The organism is Bifidobacterium colobi, assembly GCF_018555455.1.
Classification (GTDB): domain Bacteria; phylum Actinomycetota; class Actinomycetes; order Actinomycetales; family Bifidobacteriaceae; genus Bifidobacterium; species Bifidobacterium colobi.
The window spans coordinates 31292-50431 of sequence record NZ_JAFEJU010000005.1; the positions used below are offsets into that span (position 1 = coordinate 31292).

The 19140-nt window shown below is 59.6% G+C and carries 10 protein-coding genes and 1 pseudogene; 4 read left to right on the forward strand and 7 right to left on the reverse strand.

Features of this window, described 5'->3' with window-relative positions:
• Window positions 1–21: 21 nt before the first annotated feature.
• The 3 genes and pseudogenes from JS530_RS08085 to JS530_RS08095 form a co-directional block, all read right to left on the reverse strand.
• Window positions 22–3825 (reverse strand): annotated as a pseudogene (locus JS530_RS08085) (DEAD/DEAH box helicase); the annotation flags it as partial.
• 553 nt (window positions 3826–4378) lie between these two features.
• The gene (locus tag JS530_RS08090; protein WP_214376738.1) at window positions 4379–5344 is read right to left on the reverse strand and encodes a ribokinase; all 966 of its coding nucleotides are present in this window, start codon (window positions 5342–5344) and stop codon (window positions 4379–4381) included.
• Between the two features lie 153 nt (window positions 5345–5497).
• Entirely contained in the window at window positions 5498–6703 is a 1206-nt protein-coding gene (locus tag JS530_RS08095) for an MFS transporter (protein WP_214376676.1), read from the reverse strand.
• A gap of 155 nt (window positions 6704–6858) precedes the next feature.
• Here JS530_RS08095 and JS530_RS08100 point away from each other — a divergent pair, with 155 nt between their 5' ends.
• The gene (locus tag JS530_RS08100) at window positions 6859–8745 is read left to right on the forward strand and encodes an alpha/beta hydrolase (RefSeq protein ID WP_214376677.1); all 1887 of its coding nucleotides are present in this window, start codon (window positions 6859–6861) and stop codon (window positions 8743–8745) included.
• Between the two features lie 188 nt (window positions 8746–8933).
• On the opposite strand, the gene JS530_RS08105 is transcribed toward JS530_RS08100, so the two are convergent.
• The 3 genes from JS530_RS08105 to JS530_RS08115 form a co-directional block, all read right to left on the reverse strand.
• Window positions 8934–11267, reverse strand: a complete 2334-nt coding sequence (locus JS530_RS08105; RefSeq protein ID WP_214376678.1) for a DNA gyrase/topoisomerase IV subunit B — start codon at window positions 11265–11267, stop codon at window positions 8934–8936.
• A 66-nt stretch (window positions 11268–11333) separates the two neighbouring features.
• Window positions 11334–12794 carry an RNA polymerase sigma factor gene (locus JS530_RS08110; protein WP_214376679.1) on the reverse strand — a complete coding sequence of 487 codons (1461 nt, stop codon included), beginning with the start codon at window positions 12792–12794 and terminating at the stop codon, window positions 11334–11336.
• A 198-nt stretch (window positions 12795–12992) separates the two neighbouring features.
• Complete coding sequence (locus JS530_RS08115) at window positions 12993–13595, reverse strand: DUF4192 domain-containing protein (RefSeq protein WP_342590063.1); 603 nt, start codon at window positions 13593–13595, stop codon at window positions 12993–12995.
• Between the two features lie 505 nt (window positions 13596–14100).
• On the opposite strand from JS530_RS08115, the gene JS530_RS08120 reads away from it, so the two are divergent.
• Together JS530_RS08120 and JS530_RS08125 are read left to right on the forward strand one after the other, a co-directional pair.
• Window positions 14101–15177: a polyprenyl synthetase family protein gene (locus JS530_RS08120; protein WP_214376680.1), complete on the forward strand. Its 1077-nt coding sequence runs from the start codon at window positions 14101–14103 to the stop codon at window positions 15175–15177.
• A 53-nt stretch (window positions 15178–15230) separates the two neighbouring features.
• Window positions 15231–17516: a Stk1 family PASTA domain-containing Ser/Thr kinase gene (locus JS530_RS08125; protein WP_214376681.1), complete on the forward strand. Its 2286-nt coding sequence runs from the start codon at window positions 15231–15233 to the stop codon at window positions 17514–17516.
• Window positions 17517–17744: 228 nt separating this feature from the next.
• Here JS530_RS08125 and JS530_RS08130 read toward each other — a convergent pair whose 3' ends face one another.
• Window positions 17745–18473, reverse strand: a complete 729-nt coding sequence (locus tag JS530_RS08130) for a lysophospholipid acyltransferase family protein (RefSeq protein WP_214376682.1) — start codon at window positions 18471–18473, stop codon at window positions 17745–17747.
• A gap of 51 nt (window positions 18474–18524) precedes the next feature.
• On the opposite strand from JS530_RS08130, the gene JS530_RS08135 reads away from it, so the two are divergent.
• Window positions 18525–19136, forward strand: a complete 612-nt coding sequence (locus JS530_RS08135) for a hypothetical protein (protein WP_214376683.1) — start codon at window positions 18525–18527, stop codon at window positions 19134–19136.
• The last annotated feature ends 4 nt before the right edge of the window (window positions 19137–19140 follow it).

Below are 19140 nucleotides of genomic sequence, written 5' to 3' on the forward strand. Positions count from 1 at the left end.
CACAGCATGTGATTCGTCTGGCAGCAGCACTGAATCCGCAGGGTGGAAGCTAATCTCACCGGCCTCCAAAGCACCTGTTGCACCGGCTTTGGAACCGACCCACACCACGTCTCCCGAGGTGAGCAATTCATCCAACATCGCCGGCTGATAGTTGCGCACGCGGGCCGGGAATATGGATGATTCCCATAACGCGGCCGGCAAGGCTACGTCTTCCAACTGTTCGATGATGCGCATCAATCCGTCCGCGCCCTCATATCGTTCGCCGCCAACAGGCCCTACGCCTTGACGGTCGAGTAGGAACATCTGATAGGCGGCCGGATCCACTGGTTTGATGGCTTTGCGCGCTTTGGCCAGTGAACGTTGGCGGATTCGGCGGAACACATCCTTATGCAGCCACTGTCCAGATTGCGAAGCGGAAGTCTCTGGCTGTACGACGGAAGCCTCAGTGGCATCAGCACCGCGCCTGCCATCACCATGGCAATCCGTACTGCTGCAATCATCGACAAAGTGTCCTTTGATGAGTTCGCCGGCATTGGCCAGTCTGTCCAGCTCATGTACCGCGTCATCCGCGGCAATGTTCAGGTTTTTGATGATTTGCTCGGTGGTGAACGGACCGTGCGTTTTCGCATATCGGGTGACTCTGCCGGCGATATCATCCGCGGCAAGCTCGTTCCAAAAGGTGCGCTCCCCCAGTTCCTGTTCCACAGCGCGAATCACATCAGCATCCAGAACCTGAGCCATATTCGTGCTGCCAAACAAACGTTCAAGCACCTGTGGATCCAGCGAAAGCAACTGAGCGTTGCGTTCGGCCTGCGGCTGATCATACTGGTACATCACCGCGCCCACGAAACCGAAGAGAATGTTCTCGGCGAACGGCGACGGCACATCCGTTTCAACATCCTTGATGACGATGTTGCCGGATTCAAGTCCGGTCATCACCTCATGCAAAGCAGGCATGTCATACACATCCTGCAAGCATTCGCGCGCGGTTTCCAACAGCAGCGGGAAGTTTTTGGCGGTTCTGGCCGACTGGAGCAATTGCGCCGCCCTAAGCCGTTGCTGCCAGAGCGGCACGCGGCGGCCGGGGTCGGAGCGCGGCATGAACAGGGAACGTGCAGCGCATTCACGGAATCGGGCGGCGAACAGCACGGATTCGCCAACCTGGCGTTCCACATCGGAGCGCAGATCCTCCGGGTCGAAGAGGAACAAGTCAGCTACCGAAATATGGCCTTCACCATCCGGCAGCTGGATCACGATGCCATCGTCCGCCGCATAGGCCTGACCGTCGAAACCGTAGCGAATGGCGAGTCTACGGCTGATGGCCATGGCCCACGGCTCATGCACGCGGCGGCCGAAGGGGCTCAGCAATACGATGCGCCAGCCGCCATCCTCGTCACGCGTGCGCTCCACTACCAAAGTCCTGTCATCCGGTACGACACCGGTGGCGGCCTGTTGCTCGGCAAGAAGACTCGCAAGGTTGGTTATGGAGTTGGCGTCAAGGCCGTCATGTTGAAGGCGACGCATGACGGCTTGGGTGAAGTGTGGCCGTGCTCTCCCCTCAGTCGACGCACGGCGGCAGCTTCCCTCCCGAGAGTGGGCAGAGGAAGATTCAGACTCAGACTCAGGCGAAGATGCGGGCCGCTCCAATCCGGCGGTGGTTTCGCGTAGGAATCGGCCGATGGTTGCGCTGAAGCCATAGTCGCGTCCCGCACCTTCGCCATGCCAGAACGGCAGTCGTGCGGTGCGTCCGGGCGCTGGCGTCACCACCACACGGTCGCGCGTAATCTCCTGAATCTGCCACGACGAAGTACCTAGTGTAATCACATCGCCCACGCGTGATTCGTAGACCATTTCCTCATCCAGTTCGCCTACGCGGCGTTGTCCGGCACCGGCATCGGCTTCGGGGAGCACCACCGTGTACAGTCCTCGGTCTGGAATCGTGCCGCCCGAGATCACGGCGATTTTTTGCGCTCCCGGACGAGCGGAAATCACACCCGCTTCCCTATCCCACATAAGCCGCGGTTTGAATGCGGAAAAATCTTCGGTGTTGTATGCGCCGGACATCATGCCGACTACCGCATCGAACATGTCGCGCGGCAACTCGGCGAACGGCGCACTACGGCGTACCGACGCATACCAGTCATCCGCCGTGAGATTATGCATGGATGCCGCAGCCACCGTCTGCTGAGCGAGTACATCCAGCGGATTGCGGGGAACGGCGAGCGGCTCGATATCGCCGGCCATCATCGATTCCAGGCTCGCGGCAGACGTGACGATCTGCTGACGGGTCAACGGATAGAACAGGGCATGGGAGACTCCCCCGACCTGATGATCGGCACGGCCCACGCGTTGCAGTCCGGAAGAGACGGACAGTGGCGTATCCACCTGAATCACCAGATCCACGGAACCCATATCAATGCCGAGTTCCAGACTGGAAGTGGCTACTACACAGCGCAGTTCGCCGCGTTTCAATCGCTCCTCGATCATCTTGCGGCGATCCTTGGAAACCGAGCCATGATGGGCCATGGCAATCACATCGTTGGAATCATGCGAACCGACCAGCATGGTGGTGGAGCCAACCACGGCATCATAGTGTTTGGAGAAGCCTTCGCGCCCTTCAGGAGAGTCCGGTCCCGTTGCCCATGCATCACGGTCCGTCGCTCCATGCTGCTCGGCATAGAGGTCGTTTAGCCGTGCAGTGAGTTTTTCCGCAACGCCACGCGAATTCACAAACACCAGCGTGGTGTGATGGGCAAGAATCTCATCCAGGATGCTCTGTTCCACCACCGGCCATATGGAACCGGACGTACGATCGCCGCGAGCGCCGGTGATGGCGGTGGAGCCATCGCCGGTTTCGGCTATCCCCTTGCGTTCGGCCAGTCGTTGCATCGCCGGGGTGACGCCGCTGATACGCGGCATGGGCTCGGCATCCACGCCGCCGACCCGTTGTTTGGCGTTCACGGATTGCAGATCCCGCATGTTTTCCAGCGGTTCGACCATCTTCAAATCCATAGCCGGCCTGCCGCCGGGATTCACGATGGTCACCGGCCTGCCGCCGCCTAGGAATCGGGCTGCTTCTTCCGGCGGGTTCACCGTGGCGGAAAGGCCAATACGCTGAATGTGCCATTCATGATGGGCGGCATCATCTTCGTCGGCGGTACTTATCGGTGCCGCTGTGGACTCACTGGAATCAGCCGAATCACTCGGCGTATCCATCGTCTCGCGCTTATGGCTTTCGGCGACCAGATTCTCCAAGCGTTCGAGGCTTAATGCCAGGTGCGCGCCACGTTTGGTGCCGGCCATCGCATGAATCTCGTCCACAATCACCGTTTCCACGGTGGCGAGTATGCGACCGGCCTTCGAGGTCAGCAGCAGATAGAGGGATTCCGGGGTCGTGACCAGAATGTCCGGCGGATGGGAGGCAATACGACGGCGTTCCTGCGCAGTTGTATCCCCTGAACGGTTGGCAATGGTAATTGCGGGCACACTCATTCCTTGCGCCTCGCATTGTGCGGCTATGCCTTCAAGGGGACGTTCGAGGTTCTTCGCCACATCAACCGCGAGCGCCTTCAACGGCGAAATATACAAGACGCGCACGCCGGAGCGCTTCGACCGTGTGCGCTTTTCACCATGACCCATAAGACTGTCGATGGCAGCCAGGAACGCCGCCAGTGTCTTACCGGAGCCGGTGGGTGCGATGACCAGCACGTTCTTACCGGATGTGATGGCCGGCCAAGCCTGATTCTGTGCTTCGGTGGGTGCGCCGAACGCATGCGTGAACCATTGCCGGGTGGGTTCAGCAAACAGGTTCAGACTTTCGCACATATGTTCGAGCCTAGTCGGGTATGTGAACAATGGCAAGACACCGCCCAGCGGGGCAAAACCTCGAGCCAGCCACAAACACAACCCAATAATCGCCCTTCAGCGAGGCGAATCCTCGGGCAGCCCGAGAAATTACCTCACCAGCAGCCCATAGACGGGGCAAATCCTCGAGCCACTCGCGATATTGCCTAACTATCAGCACCTCAGCGAAGCAAATCCTCGATTCAACCGACGATTTGCCTCACCGGCAATCCACCAGCGAGGCAAATCCTCGGGTCAACCATCAATACACCTCGGCAAACGCCCATCAGCGGAACAAAACCTCGGGCAGGCTGACAAATCACCACGCCAACGGCCTCCAAGCGGAGCAAAACCTCGGGCAGACCGACGATTCTCCTCACTGGCAATCCACCAACGAGGCAAAACCTCGGGCCAATAGCAAATGCGCCCCACTGACGAGTTGTCAGCAAGGCGCAGTATCGGGTCATTCGAGGATTTGCCACGCTAGAACAGCAGCACTAACATGGCGCCACCACAATCCCGCGCGTAAACATCATCAGCTGAAGTATTCGATGACTTCCTCAGCGCTGCCATACGCGCTTTGCGCACCAAGCTTGGTGGCGGCATACGCGGAAACGTAGGAACCGATCTGCGCGGATTGCAGCAGCGTGAAGCCGGCAGCCAAACCGGCGAGCACAGTGCCCATGAAGGAGTCGCCGCAACCGGTGGTATCGACCGCATCAACCTGGGCCGCGGACACTCGGTGCCAGCGTCCGTCCTCAATCACAATCGAGCCGGAAGCGCCAAGCGTCACAATGGCACGGTCGAAACCGTAATCGGTGAAGCGAGACACCACTTCATACCAGTCGTAATCATCGGTGCTTTCCTCATCCGGCAAGCCCAGCAGCTGCGCCACTTCATGCTGATTGACCAGCAGAATGTCGGTGGCCTCCACCAATTCGTGCGGCAGCTCATCCATGAACGGCGAATCGTTGAGTAGCACGGTCACGCCAGCCTCATGTGCGGTCTGGGCTGCGGCGATCACCGTGGAAATCGGGCTTTCCAAACACAGGCCAAGCACTGCGCAAGCCGCGATGGTGTCGCGATGTGATTGCACGTATCCGGCGCTCGCCTTGGAATTCGAACCCGGCGAGTAGACGATGGTGTTCTCGCCTTCGGCGCTTACGGTAATCAAGGTGGTGCCGCTCGGACCCTCCACATGCAGGATGTCGGCGGTATCCACGCCGGCCTCATCCAGCTTGCTCAACAGGAAGTCCGCGTTCGCGTCCTCTCCCACAGCACCCAGCAGCTGCACGTTCGCGCCGAGGCGTGCTGCGGCCGAAGCCTGATTGGCTCCCTTACCGCCTGGCAGCACCTTCATGGCACCACCGTTGACGGTTTCGCCCGGTTTGGGCAGTCGTTTCGTACTTACCGTGTAGTCGGCGTTCATGGAACCGACCACAATTACAGAACCCTGCGCTTTGCCCAGTGCTTCCAGTCGATCACGCACCGGCTCGGGCATCTGCTCATGTTCTTCACTTTTCTCCATGGTTGCTCAGCATAGTAGGCACATGGGCCAAAGGTCGAATCGGCGGACTCCGAGAGGTAACAAAATGGCTAATTTTCAGGCGATACGAGCATCACAGACGTATCCGCAAACGCCGCATCCAATCGCTTAGCCGCGAATCTTGCGCAGCCGCTCGTGCATCACGGTCATCAGTACGAGGAACAGCAACAGGTACCACGGGTAGAGCGCGATGCTCACGTATTGGGCGATGACGCCGAACACCGGAGGCATGAGCAGCGAACCCATATAGGCGCACGCCATCTGCACGCCGACGATGGCCTGCGAGTTCTCCTCGCCGAAATAGGTAGGTGTGGAATGAATCACACATGGGTAGATCGGCGCACAACCGAGGCCGACCACCACGAGGCCGACCACGATACCCAAATGATGCGGCAGCGGCACGAACATGACAACGATACCAGCCAAAACCAGCATCTGTCCCAGTCGAATCATCTGCGGGTCGGAAAGCTTCATCGTAATGAATCCGGACAGGCCACGGCCCACGGTGATGCCGACATAGAACAAGCTTGCCCAGCTGGCTGCGGTGATCGTATCCACGCCGCCGTGAAGCACCATGTAGCTGGAGGCCCACAGTCCTGCGGTGGTTTCGATGGCGCAGTAGCAGAAGAACATGATGAGGATCTCCTTGGCACCACGAATGGCCAGCACGCCGGCAACGCCCAGAGGCTTGCGCGCCTCATTGCCTTGCATATCGGCCTCGGCAGCGGCATCCAAGGCATCGCCCTGCGCTTCAGCGGCGGTCCGCTTGCGTGACTTCCACAACGGCAGGCTCAGCATCAGAATCACGGTGAGCACCACTTGCAAGATCGCGATGTACCGGTAGCCCCACGGCCAGCCTTGCCCGCGAGACAGCGCGAATCCCATGATGTACGGGCCAATCGAAGCGCCGACGCCCCACATGCAATGCAGCCAACTCATGTGGCGGCTTTCGTAGTGCACGGCCACATAGTTGTTCAGCGCAGCATCCACGCCGCCCGCACCCAAGCCATACGGTACGGCGATAAGCAGCAGCACCCAATAATTCGGCGCGATGGAGAAGCCTGCGAGCGCAGCCGCGGTTAACGCCACGGAAACCGCGGTGACGCGTCCTGCACCGAACTTGAGCGTCATGCGATCGGACAGCAATGCCGAGACGATGGTGAACATGGAGATCACCGCCGAGATGCCGCCCGCCCACGAGACCGGCACCGCCAAATCCTGACTCATGGTCGGCCACGCCGCACCCAACAACGCGTCCGGCAGACCAAGGCTGATGAACGCCACATAAATCACCGCTAGCAGCAAGCTGGCCATGATGCAAACACCTTTCCTACAACGCAACAACACTGTTCGTGATAACGATGTCATACAGCTTACCGAACGGTAGGTAAGTAACACGCCGACAATGCCGCCGAAAGGTTCAGCAATCCAAGCTGGGTTATTGCGGCATGGAACGCTAGACTGGAGGCATGAGCACGCCACAGCCGAATCCGGCATCATATCCGTCACCTGATCCACAGAACCCCAATCCTTATTCCGCCCCGCAGCAACCGCAACAAACGCAGCAACCGCAATACGCACAGCCGCCGTACACGCAGCAGCCGTATGTGCAGTCGCCGCAGTATTCCAACCAACCCGCAGGCCCGGGCTCCCCTGTTCCTCCGCCATATTACGGAGCCAACCCCTATGCCAACCCCTGGGGCGGTCAGACGCCGGCTGCCGCCATGCCGCCTCGCCGTAAGATGCCGACATGGCTGGTGATCCTCATCACCGTGGTGGTGGCCATCGCATTGAACGTCGCCATCATCGCCGGCATCGCCCGTGGCATCTGGGTGTTGGTCGAATCCGCCGGATCCAACTCCCATTACACTTACTCCGATCAGGAGCTTGAGCAGGATCATCCCGCTCCCCAACCATCCAAGCGCCCTGATTCAATCGATGCCGCATTCGACTCGTATTACACGCAGAAGTTCAAGTGGAAGGCCTGCTACCAAGGCGACGCATGCACCACGTTGAAGGCTCCGTCCGACTGGTCCCATGCCTCCAGCAAGCCCATTGAACTGCATCTGGCCGTGCATTTCGCCACCGGCAGCCAGTCCAAAGGATTCCTGTTCATCAATCCCGGTGGCCCGGGCGGCTCAGGCGCTGACTTCCTCGATAGTTTCGTCAACGACACCGCTTCCGACGATTTGCGCGAGAACTACGACATCATCGGTTTCGACCCGCGCGGCGTGGCCGATTCCACGCCGGTCAGCTGCAATGGCGACAGCGCTATGATGAACACCTTCTTCCTTGCCGACCCCACCACGAAGGACAATCTCGAGCAGAGCCGCGAACGCGCACAGGAGTTCGCCAAGATCTGCCGTGATTCCACCGGAAGTCTCATCGACCATGTGGATACGCAGTCCGTGGCGCACGACCTTGATATGATGCGGGCGCTCATGGGCGAGGACAAGCTCGATTATCTCGGCTTCTCCTATGGCACGTACATTGGTTCCACCTATGCCGCCATGTTCGGCAAGCAGACCGGACGTCTGGTGTTGGACGGTGTGGTCGACCCCACCGAGGATGCGCTGAACGCCAACATCAATCAGGCCGTGGGCTTCGAGAACGCGCTGAAGGCGTATCTTGAGGACTGCTTGAAGAACAATGCGAGCAGCTGCCCCTTCACCGGCAAAACCGTGGATGAATCCGTCACACAGATTCAGGGATGGCTCAAAAAGGCCGACGAAAACCCATGGCCCACGTCGACATCCGGCGAACGCATCAATGGCACGACGATGATGTATGGCACGATCCTGCCGTTGTATTCCAAGGACAATTGGCCGTATCTCAATAAAGCGTTCGATGAGCTCAAGCACAATAGGAACGCGGACACCATGCTGCTGTTGGCGGACGCTTATCTTGGCCGTGATGAGAACGGCAAGTACACGGACAATTCCATGGAAGCGAATATGGCGGTGAACTGCCTGGATAATCCGCCGACCTCGGATATGAATCTGGAAGCGCAGGCAGCCGAGGAAATCGACGAGAAGGCTCCTACGTTCGGCCGTTACATGGCGTACGGCAACATCGGTTGCGATGCGTTAAAGCAGGATCGTTCGCACATCCAGAAGCTCGACTATTCCGCCCCGGATGCCGCGCCGATTCTGGTGGTGGGCACCACAGGCGACCCGGCCACCCCGTATCAGTCATCGGTGAATCTGACGAAACTCATCAAGAACAGCGTGCTGCTGACCTATAAGGGTGAGGGACACACCGCCTATGACGCGAAGAACACCTGTGTGGCCAACACCGTGGATGATTTCCTGGTGAATGGCACGGTTCCCTCCAAGGATGTGACCTGCGGCAAGTAGCGGCAAGTAGCTTGTTGACTTCAGCCAAAACCGTGGCGGCAAACGCAGGCAAAAAACGCAGGCAAAAACGCAGGCAATCGCAATGGCCCCAATTCCCGGTATCGATTGAACGGTACCACGGGAGTCGGGGCCATCGCGATGCACGACATCGTATGCGGCATCGCATGATGCGATGTCCAGCCGACCGATCAGGTATCGATCTTGGAGCGGTCGAAATCGTCGGCGTTATCCACGATGAATTGTTTGCGCGGCGGCACGTCATCGCCCATGAGCAGGCTGAAGATTTCGGAAGCCTGGGCGGCGTCCTCCATGCGGATGCGGCGCAGCATGCGGGTGCGCGGATCCATGGTGGTGTCGGCCAGCTGGTCGGCGTCCATCTCACCCAGACCCTTGTATCGCTGAATGTCGTCGTTGTAGCCGATATGCTGCCTGTCCAAGTCGGCAAGCTTGCCGGCCAGCTCATCGTCGGAATACGTATAAATGTATTCGCCCTTATGCGAGCCGGTCAACGCGATGCGATGCAGCGGCGGCACGGCGGCGTACACGTAGCCATGCTCGATGAGCGGCCGCATGTAGCGGTAGAACAATGTCAGCAGAAGGATGCGGATATGCGCGCCATCCACATCAGCATCGGTCATCATGATGATCTTGTGGTACCGGGATTGTTCGATATCGAAACTCTGACCGGAGCCCGCACCAACCACCTGAATGATGGCCGCGCATTCCTTGTTGGACAGCATCTGCGTAATCGAGGCCTTCTGCACGTTCAAGATCTTGCCTCGAATCGGCAGTAGCGCCTGGAATCCGGCGTTGCGTGCAGCCTTGGCGGTACCGAGTGCGGAATCACCCTCCACAATGAACAGTTCGGCGATGTCATCATTGCCAGGCTGACAGTCGGACAGCTTGGCTGGCATCGAAGCGGATTCCAGCGCGTTCTTACGGCGCGTGACCTCCTTGGCTTTGCGGGATTGGATGCGGGCGTGCATCTCCCCCACAATCTTCTCCAGCACGCGGCCGGACTGCTCCTTGTAGCCGCGCTTGGCGCCGGTAATCATCTCCCCGAACTGCTTATCCGTGAGTCGGGTGGCAATCGGCTTGACCTGTGCGGTGCCGAGCACATCCTTGGTCTGGCCTTGGAACTGCGGTTCGGCCACGCGTGCGGTAATCACCGCCACAAGCCCGGCGGTGATGTCGTCACGCTCCACTTTCATGGCGGAGTCCTTGAGATTCACCTTGAGCTTGCGCGCGTTGTCTTCCACGGCTTTGCGAATCTGCTTGGTGATGCCGTTCAGGAAGCCATCCACATGGGTGCCGCCGCCCGGTGTCTCCACGATGTTCACGAAGCTGCGAATCGTCGTGTCATAGCCGTTCACCCAACGCAAGGCGATATCGATGCCGCAGGTGCGTTCGATTTCCTGCGCGTGCAGTTCGCCGCCCGCGCCGACCGCCTGGGTCTCCTCCTTGTAGGTGCCTTCGCCTTGGATGCGCCAAATGTCCGAAACCGGCTCGCCTTTGGACAGGAAGTCCACGAAGTCCTTGACGCCACCGGTGTGGCGGAATTCCACTACGCGCGGGTGCGCCGGCTGTTCGCCGAATGCGCCATCCACGACTTCGTTGGACATGTTCAGCGAGAAATCCTCCTCGCTGCTGTTGTCCTGCGGCTCCTGAGCCTCGGCTGCTGCGGTTACCTCGACTGCGACAGACTGCGCAGGTTCCGTAGACGGCACAACTTCTGCAGACTGCACTGGCTCGTCGGTCTCGGCAGATGCGATGACAGCATCCGGTGCCGTTTGCTCCACGGCCGCGGATTCCGGCACGTTCTCATCCACAATGGTGATTTTGAGCCCGGGTACCAGGAAACTGGTCTGGCGTACGCGATCGACCAACTGCTCATACGAGAATTCGGCGGTTTTGTTGAAGATTTCCGGATCCGCCCAGTACCGGATACGCGTACCGGTGGTCTTCGGGCTGACCTTGCCGATGATTTCCAGTTCGGTGGGCCGGTTCTTACGGGTGCGTTTGAACGGCGAATCCGGCGAAGGATTGGCCGGATCGGCATCCGTATAGACACCGGGATGACCCTGATGGAATGCCATGTGATGGGTTTTGCCGTCACGATCGACTTGAACATCCAGTCGGGAGCTCAACGCGTTCACTACCGAGGAGCCCACGCCGTGCAAGCCGCCGACCGCGTTATATGAGGAGTTGCCGAACTTGGCGCCGGCATGCAGCTTGGTAAGGACCACTTCCACGCCGGACAGACCGGTTTTCGGCTCCTTATCCACCGGGATGCCTCGACCGTTATCCGCCACTTCCACCGAACCATCGGTATGCAGGGTCACGGTGATATCCGTGCAGAAACCCGCCAATGCCTCATCAACGGAATTGTCGATGATCTCCCACAGGCAGTGCATAAGACCCTGCGAATCGGTGGTGCCAATGTACATGCCCGGGCGCTTGCGTACCGCGTCCAAGCCTTCAAGGACGGCAAGATCCTTCGCGCCATAATCTTCTGTGGCCATAAATCCTTAATTTCTCTCTCAATACCATCTTGGCTTCCCTCGAACGGAGGGAAGCCAAGCAATCGATCATTGATCCAGGAAGTCGCGCAGCGTCTGCGAACGAGACGGGTGACGCAGCTTGGACATGGTCTTGGACTCGATCTGGCGGATGCGTTCACGGGTCACGCCGTACACACGGCCGATGTCGTCCAGCGTCTTGGGCTGGCCGTCTTCAAGGCCGTAACGCATCTTGATCACACCAGCTTCACGCGGAGACAGGGTCTCGAGCACCTGCTTGAACTGCTCCTGCAGCAGGGAGAAGGCCACGGCGTCGGATGGTGCGATGGCATCGGTATCCTCAATCAGATCACCGAACTCGGAATCGCCATCCTCGCCCAGCGGAGTATGCAGGGAAATCGGCTCACGACCGTACTTCTGCACTTCCTGCACCTTCTCCACCGGCATGTCCAGCTCACGAGCCAGCTCATCCGGCGTGGGCTCACGGCCCAGATCCTGCAGCATCTGGCGCTGTACGCGGGAAAGCTTGTTGATCACTTCCACCATGTGCACGGGCACGCGAATGGTACGAGCCTGATCGGCCATGGCGCGGGTGATGGCCTGACGAATCCACCACGTGGCGTAGGTGGAGAACTTGAAGCCCTTCTTCCAGTCGAACTTCTCGACGGCGCGGATAAGACCCAGGTTGCCTTCCTGAATCAGATCGAGGAACAGCATGCCGCGGCCCGTGTAGCGCTTGGCAAGCGACACCACGAGTCGCAGATTGGCTTCCAGCAGGTGATCCTTGGCCTTCTTGCCATCGGCGGCGGCCCACTTGAGCTCGCGCTTGCGCTTGAACTCCATGCCTTCGGACTGGGTATCCAGCAAGTGCTGGGCGTACAGACCAGCCTCGATGCGTTCGGACAGGTCGACTTCCTGTTCGGCGTTCAGCAGGCTCACGCGGCCGATCTGCTTCAGATAGTCCTTGACCGGATCGGCGGTGGCGCCGGCTGCGATCACACGACGCTTCGGATTGCCGGCCGGGATGATGTTCTCATCGTCGTCATCCGTGTCGGAGACCACATAGGCGCCCTTTTCCTTCGGCTTTTCCGGAGCCTTGGGCTTGGCGTCTTCGTCGTCATCATCCTCATCGTCGACGTCATCCTCGTCAAGGTCATCCTCATCGAGGTCGTCCTCGTCGGCAGCGTCATCAACGTCGTCGAGATCCTCGTCGAGGTCGTCGACATCGAGGTCGGCGTCATCCACTGCATCCTCATCGAGATCATCGTTCTGATCGGACTCGGTGTTCAGCAGCTCCTCGTCCTGAGCCTTGGCGCTCTTCTTGGTGGCGCGTGGCTTACGAGTGGTCTTCTTCGCCGCCTTCTCGCCGGACTTGGCTTCGCCTGCGGCTTCCTTGGCCGACTTCGTGGCGCGTGGCTTACGCGCGGAGGTCTTGCGTGCGGTGGTCGTAGAGCTGGCCTTCTTCTTCGGCGTGGTCTCCTCGCCGGAGCCTTCCGTGGACTTGGTTGCCGTCGTTTCCTTCGTGGCCAAAACTGCTCCTCCTGATCTCTCGCCGGAAGTTCCATACCACATAGGCACACTTCTGGCAAGGGCAAATCATCAACTAAGAGAGTAAATCACCTTGCACGGACGATTATTCCCAATTGACGAAAAAATGTGTTGCAGGCATGATGCACGTTCGCTCGTCGACCCCGCACGCCACCACCTCACAAGACGAGGAAAACCCTGCTATATGGCCGAATCCGCCACACGGCACGCACACCATGCCGGGGAGATGCCCCGGTCGGCCGCGGAGAAGACCATCGCCGCCAGCGAACAATCCTCATCGAGTATCAGACATTGCAGGGCGAGCGCGGCGGCGCTGGGATCGCCCAGCCACCATAACGTGTACGCGGCCACCGCCATCGGTTGAATGCAGTATGGCACCGGAGACAATGCGGCCATGGTGAGCAGCATGTCCACTCCCGTACGGCAGCGCTCCTCGTCCGGCACTATGCCTTCATCCTCGAATGCGGCGGTCAGCAGTTCGCTCATGCGTCGTTTGGCGTGCTTGCTATGTGGTTTGGCGGCGAATTCCATCAGCATTGATTTAGGGCATTGCCGCTGATCGATCACCAGCGAAAGAATGATCGCGTCGCGGATCGACAGGGTCTCGTTCATGCCCACGGCAAACGCCGCCATGGTGTCGGCCTCCAAATCAGCGGATCCATCGTCCAGGGAAGCAAGCCATGCGTCCAATGGTTCGGACACCCAATCAGCATCCGCCTGCTGCGGGCCCCGCATTCGCCGATCCTCATGGAATGCGTGCTGCATCATGTCCAGATCGTCCATATCGAATCCGTCGAAGCCGCAGGATTCAGGCTCCGGCATGGGCAGTGTCTCGCACTGGGAGATATATGGTTCGCACGGTGACACATAGCACGGTGGCACATACTGCGTCTCGCGTGGCGCACGGCGTTGTCCTTTGTCTGATTGACCCGTGTGTGCGCCCGATCTTCGAGCGCCGCCGCGATGGCGCGAATCGCGCTCCCCTTGGTCGCGGCGAGCGCCATGGCCTCGTGCGCGTTCCCGCCTCACGCCACGCTCAGCAGTCGTGTCGGTGCCGCCGGCATCCGTGTGCTTACGTCGATTGTTCTTGTTCGCCATGATGGTCCTCCTTGACCTGCGCGTTCATGCCGCGAGCACCCTGCCCGAAGCAAGCCCGAATGGGCATGTGCTCACTATGCATGAAATCCGGTCTGCGCAGGGTGAAAAACAAGGTATGTGGTTCGAGCTTCACAGCCCTTTATTTCCAACGTTCTTGTATTCATCACAACCTGTGGATAAGTTATAAGGCATGTGCACCATCGCAAATGACCTTGCCGTAGTCGAACCTCGCATCCGTGAATTGGTTCAGGAACTGTCCGATGCCCCAGCCACCGGTACCGTGGCCGACGCTTTGCAACAGGTGATGGGCGAAGTGGTCGATCAGGCCGTATCCTCCAGTCAGGGCGGTAAACGATTGCGCGCGCTGCTCAGTCTTGATGCGTTCGACGCGTTGAGCGGCCGCGCCGACATGCGCAACGCGATGATCGACTTGGCCTGCGCCATCGAAGTATTCCAGACAGCCGCGCTGGTGCACGACGATATCATCGACGAATCCGACCTGCGCCGCGGCAAACCGTCCGCGCATAAGGCACTTGAGGCCACGGTGCACAGCGCATCGATCGGCCGCGGTCTGGGACTGATGCTGGGTGATATTCTCGCCACCGCCTGCATCGAGATCGCACGCCGGGCGGCCAAGCAGCTTGAGAACGGCGACGCCATCATCGAATCATTCCTCACCATGCAGCGTGAGGTGGAGATCGGTCAGGTGTTGGATCTGGGCGTGGAGATGACGTCCCTCGAGGATCCGGAGGCGTTGGCTCAGGCTTCGTTGAACGTGTTCCGTTGGAAGACCGCAAGCTACACCACCATCGCTCCCCTGCTGTTCGCCTTGTTGGCGGCTGGCGTGGATCCGGAAACCGCCCGCCAGCGTGCGCTGGCCGTGGGTGAACCGCTTGGTCTCGCTTTCCAGCTTGCGGATGATCTGTTGGATGTGGTCGGTTCAAGCCGCAACACCGGAAAGCCAGTAGGCGGCGATATTCGCGAGGGCAAGCGCACCGTACTGCTCGCCGACGCGCTGAGCGCCGCCGATGCCGCCACACGGCAGGAATTGATGGACATGTTCGAGGCACCGCATCGCGATGAAACGCAAGTCGAACGCGCCATCGGTATGTTCGAGCAAACCGGCGCCATCAATCAATCGCGCCAGCGTATCGCCGTATTGTGGCATGAAGCGCGTAAGGCCATCGCCGATTGGCAGCTTGGCGAACAGTCCAACCAACAGCTGATTGAGGCATGCGCGCGCTTCATCCCCGCCGATTTACGCTAGTGCCATGTACACTTGGCCTTGTTCAGCTGTAGTCAAAGGAACCGTACGAATCAATGAGTGAGAACGAGCCCGCGCAGATGATTGAGGGACGCTACCGCATTGTGCGCGCCATCGCCGAAGGCGGCATGGCCACCGTCTATGAGGCGGTCGATGAGCGTCTGGGTCGTACTGTGGCCATCAAGGTGATGCACACGCAATTGGCGCAAGGCCCGCATCGCGCGCAATTCGTGGAACGATTCCGCCGTGAGGCCAATTCGGCGGCCGCCATTGCCAACCCGCATATCGTGCAGGTGTATGACACCGGCGAGTTCAATGGTCTTGATTTCCTCGTCATGGAATACGTGCATGGCATCAATCTGCGTCGTGAAATGAACATGCAGGGCACGTTCTCCGTGCGTGAGACGCTGCGCATCATCGCGGAAACATTGGATGGTCTCGCATCCGCGCATCGCATCGGCGTGGTGCATCGCGACATCAAGCCGGAGAACATCCTGCTCAATGATCGAGGCCATGTGCAGATCACGGACTTCGGGCTGGCGAAGGCAGCCAGCCAGGCCACGCTGAGCTCCACTGGCATGTTGCTCGGCACTGCGGCGTATCTGGCACCGGAGATGATCGAGAACAATCTGGCCACTGCGCAAGGTGACCTGTATTCGGTGGGCATCATGGCATGGGAGATGCTGGCCGGCAAGGTGCCGTTCGACTCGGATAATCCGGTCACGCTTGTCTTCAAGCATGTTCATGAGGATGTACCGTCCATCGCCACCGTCTGCCCAGGCATTGATCCGAGCGTGGCCGCATTCATCGCTCATCTGACCGCGCGTGCGGTCGAAGCCCGTCCCAAAGATGGTACCGAGGCGGCTTCCGAACTGCGCCAGCTGGCGGCGAAGCTGCCGTTGGAGGCGTGGGGCTATCGACTGCACGTCGATGCCGGCGACCCGAATCGCACCGATGCCACCGCGCCCGCCTTGGTGGGCACCATCGGCAAATCGGCGCCCAAGCTGACCGCCGTGCAGCCAGCATCGGATATGTCAACGGATGCGGTTGCCGGCTCGGCGGCACCGGCAGCACAGTCTGCGCCGCCCGCTCCCCCAGTGCAATCTCAGCCAGCCACTGAGCCGGCGATGGGCGCGGATGGGCTTACGCATACCACGGTGATGCCGCAGTCCGGCTTGGCGCAGTCCGAACTGTCCCAGAGCGGCGAGACCCAAGTGCTGCCGCATATGCCGGGAGAGCCCACCCAGGCATTGCCTACGAATCAGTCGGGTGAGGCGGACTCGGCATCCGACGGCGTCAATCCTGCTGCGGCATCGGATACGGGCAAGGCCGCGGATGAGCACAGCTCCCGTAAGAAAACCGCGCTCATCATCGCGGCCATCGTGGCTCTGGTGCTCGCCTGCACCGGCGGCGGCTTCGGCTGGTGGTGGTTCGCCGGCCCGGGCAGTTATTGGAGCGTGCCACAGCCTGAGGATGTGACCTGCACCGCCGAAGACACGTCCTGCTCGCTTGCCGGAGCGGATTGGAAGACGTATGAGAGCCTGCTGAAAACCACAGGCGTACCGTATAAGGTCACCGAAGCATTCAACGACGACATCGCCAAAGGCAAGATCGTTTCGGCCTCCATTGATAAGGCCGAGGCCTTCGTGAATAGCCATGTGGGCAAACGCAGCAATCAGCGGCTGGATATCGTGGTGTCCAAGGGCGCGCAGATAATCACCATTCCCGAGGATATTCTGGACTCCAGCTCCGCCAACGGCAAGGATCCGCTGGCCACGCTGAAGAAGATGGGATTCAGCAAGGTCACGCACGATGAGGCCAACGACCAGTATTCGATGGATGTGCCGGAGGGTGCGGCGCTGACCATCGCCCCCGATCCGGGCACCACGATCAAGCATGACGCTGAAATCACCATTACCTTGAGCAAGGGTCCGATGCCGGTGAGCATGCCGGATGTGGTGGGCAAAACCAAGGATGAGATGCTTGCATCGTTCGGGGAGCTGAAGCTCACCGCGAACATTAGCGAACAATACGACGACAAGATCGCCGCCGGCACGGTGATCTCCACTTCGCAGAAGGCCGGCACGCAGCTCAAATGGGGTGACAGCGTGGACGTGGTGGTGTCCAAGGGACCGGAGACCACGGTACTGCCGAACGTGGTCGGCATGAAGTACGATGATGCGGCCAAGCAGCTGGAGAAACTCGGCTTCACGGTCAAGAAGTCCGCGCCATTGGGCGACATCACCCATGAGGTGCGCGTGCAAAGTCCCAAGGCCGGCGAAACCGTGCGACTGCGCGATGAGAACGGCTCGCCCACGGTGATTACGCTGACCGTGGTGTGAGGCTACGTGTGAGGCCGTGCATACGCGGTCCGCAGTGTAGTTGGCTTGTGTAGTCAGCCCGCAGTGTAGCTGACCCACAGTGTAGTTGGCCCACAGTGTAGTGGCCTCACATCCCACAGTAGCGGCTAGTGGACTGTGGCAGTGGACTGCGATAGCATCCGCACGCAGGTATGAAAAAGGTTCCTTCCGTAAAGAAGGAACCTTTTTCATACAGCTGGCAATGGGAGATCAGGCCTTGTCTTCAGCTTCGCCGGTTTCCTTGGCGGCTGCGGCCTCTTTGGCGGCCTTGAGTTCAGCCTTGACCTTCTGCGCGTATTCATCCACGTATTCCTGACCGCTCATGGCCTGAATCGCGGCGGACACACGATCGGTCAGCTCGCGCAGTTCCGCATGGGTGATCTCGTCCGCGGACTTCTTGGACACCGCGATCGGCTTACCATACTTGACCTGCGTCTTGCCCTTCTTCGGAATGGACGTGCCAATCGGCTGCAGCTTGTCCGAACCGATCAACGCCACCGGCACAATCGGGCAGCCGGTTTCCAAGGCGAGACGCGCCACACCGGTGTGCCCCTTGTACATGCGGCCGTCCGGGCTGCGCGTACCTTCGATGTGAATGCCGAACAGGTGACCGTCTTCGATGATCTCGCGCGCATGTTCAAGCGCACCGAGCGACTTGTTGCCGCCGGAGCGGTCCACGGGGAACACGCCCACGGAAGTGAACCACCATTTCTTGAACTTGCCTTTCAGACCCTTGCCCTCGAAATACTCGGCCTTGCCCATGAAATGCACCATGCGCGGGCAGGTAATCGGAATCAGCGCATCATCAATCACCGCCAGATGATTGGCTGCGATGATAGCACCGCCGGCACGTGGCACGTTCTCCAAGCCGGAGACAGTGGGGCCAAGACGATGGCGGGCAATAGGACCGAAGACTTTGACGAAGAACCAGTACAGCACTTGGCGTTTCCCTCCCTGCGCGGTTTGGGGCATCAGATTAAAGTGGACTATATGACTGACCTCAACAATACCAATGCAGCCGACGAGCCCACAACACCCACGCCGGATGATGGCGCAAAGCACAGCGATCTTGATGCCGCATGGGCGGCGTTCGAAGCCGAACATAAGGCGGACCTCAATGATGTGGCGTCGTCTCGACAGGCGAAGAAATTCGAGAAGCAGGCCAAGAAACGCGAGAAAGAGGCACTGCTTTCCGTGGATGATTTGAGCGCCGACGCTTTTACCGATGGCGTTCGCCCATTTCACGAACGCGCGAATAAAGCGCGAGGCCCGCGCGATTTCACCGGTTCCAGTTGGCTCGACACCGACGACGTAATGGACCGTTACGATGACGGTGGCTTCACTCCCCCGAATCCTGATTTGGGTCCGGTCCATGCATCGACGGTGCTGCTGACTGTGTTGCTGGTTATCGGCTTGGTGGGCACATTGGCCATGATTCTGGTTCCCGCGCTCTACAGCATTCCCGTATTGAGTTCGATCCTGAACATCGTGTTCGGCATATGCACGGTGCTCGGCTTGGGCGGCCTGGTGGTCAAGATTCTGAATAGAAAGAACCGCCCCGGCGATAAGGGCGGCTATTTCGACGACGGCGCTCGCGTCTGACTGT

Bases quoted from the DNA above. Each gene is read 5' to 3' on its own strand.
- JS530_RS08090 (WP_214376738.1), bottom strand. From the start codon at position 5,344: ATGCCCGAGCCGGTGCGTGATCGACTGGAAGCACTGGGCAAAGCGCAG.
- JS530_RS08095 (WP_214376676.1), bottom strand. From the start codon at position 6,703: ATGGCCAGCTTGCTGCTAGCGGTGATTTATGTGGCGTTCATCAGCCTT.
- JS530_RS08100 (WP_214376677.1), top strand. From the start codon at position 6,859: ATGAGCACGCCACAGCCGAATCCGGCATCATATCCGTCACCTGATCCA.
- JS530_RS08105 (WP_214376678.1), bottom strand. From the start codon at position 11,267: ATGGCCACAGAAGATTATGGCGCGAAGGATCTTGCCGTCCTTGAAGGC.
- JS530_RS08115 (WP_342590063.1), bottom strand. From the start codon at position 13,595: ATGGACGATCTGGACATGATGCAGCACGCATTCCATGAGGATCGGCGA.
- JS530_RS08120 (WP_214376680.1), top strand. From the start codon at position 14,101: ATGTGCACCATCGCAAATGACCTTGCCGTAGTCGAACCTCGCATCCGT.
- JS530_RS08125 (WP_214376681.1), top strand. From the start codon at position 15,231: ATGAGTGAGAACGAGCCCGCGCAGATGATTGAGGGACGCTACCGCATT.
- JS530_RS08135 (WP_214376683.1), top strand. From the start codon at position 18,525: ATGACTGACCTCAACAATACCAATGCAGCCGACGAGCCCACAACACCC.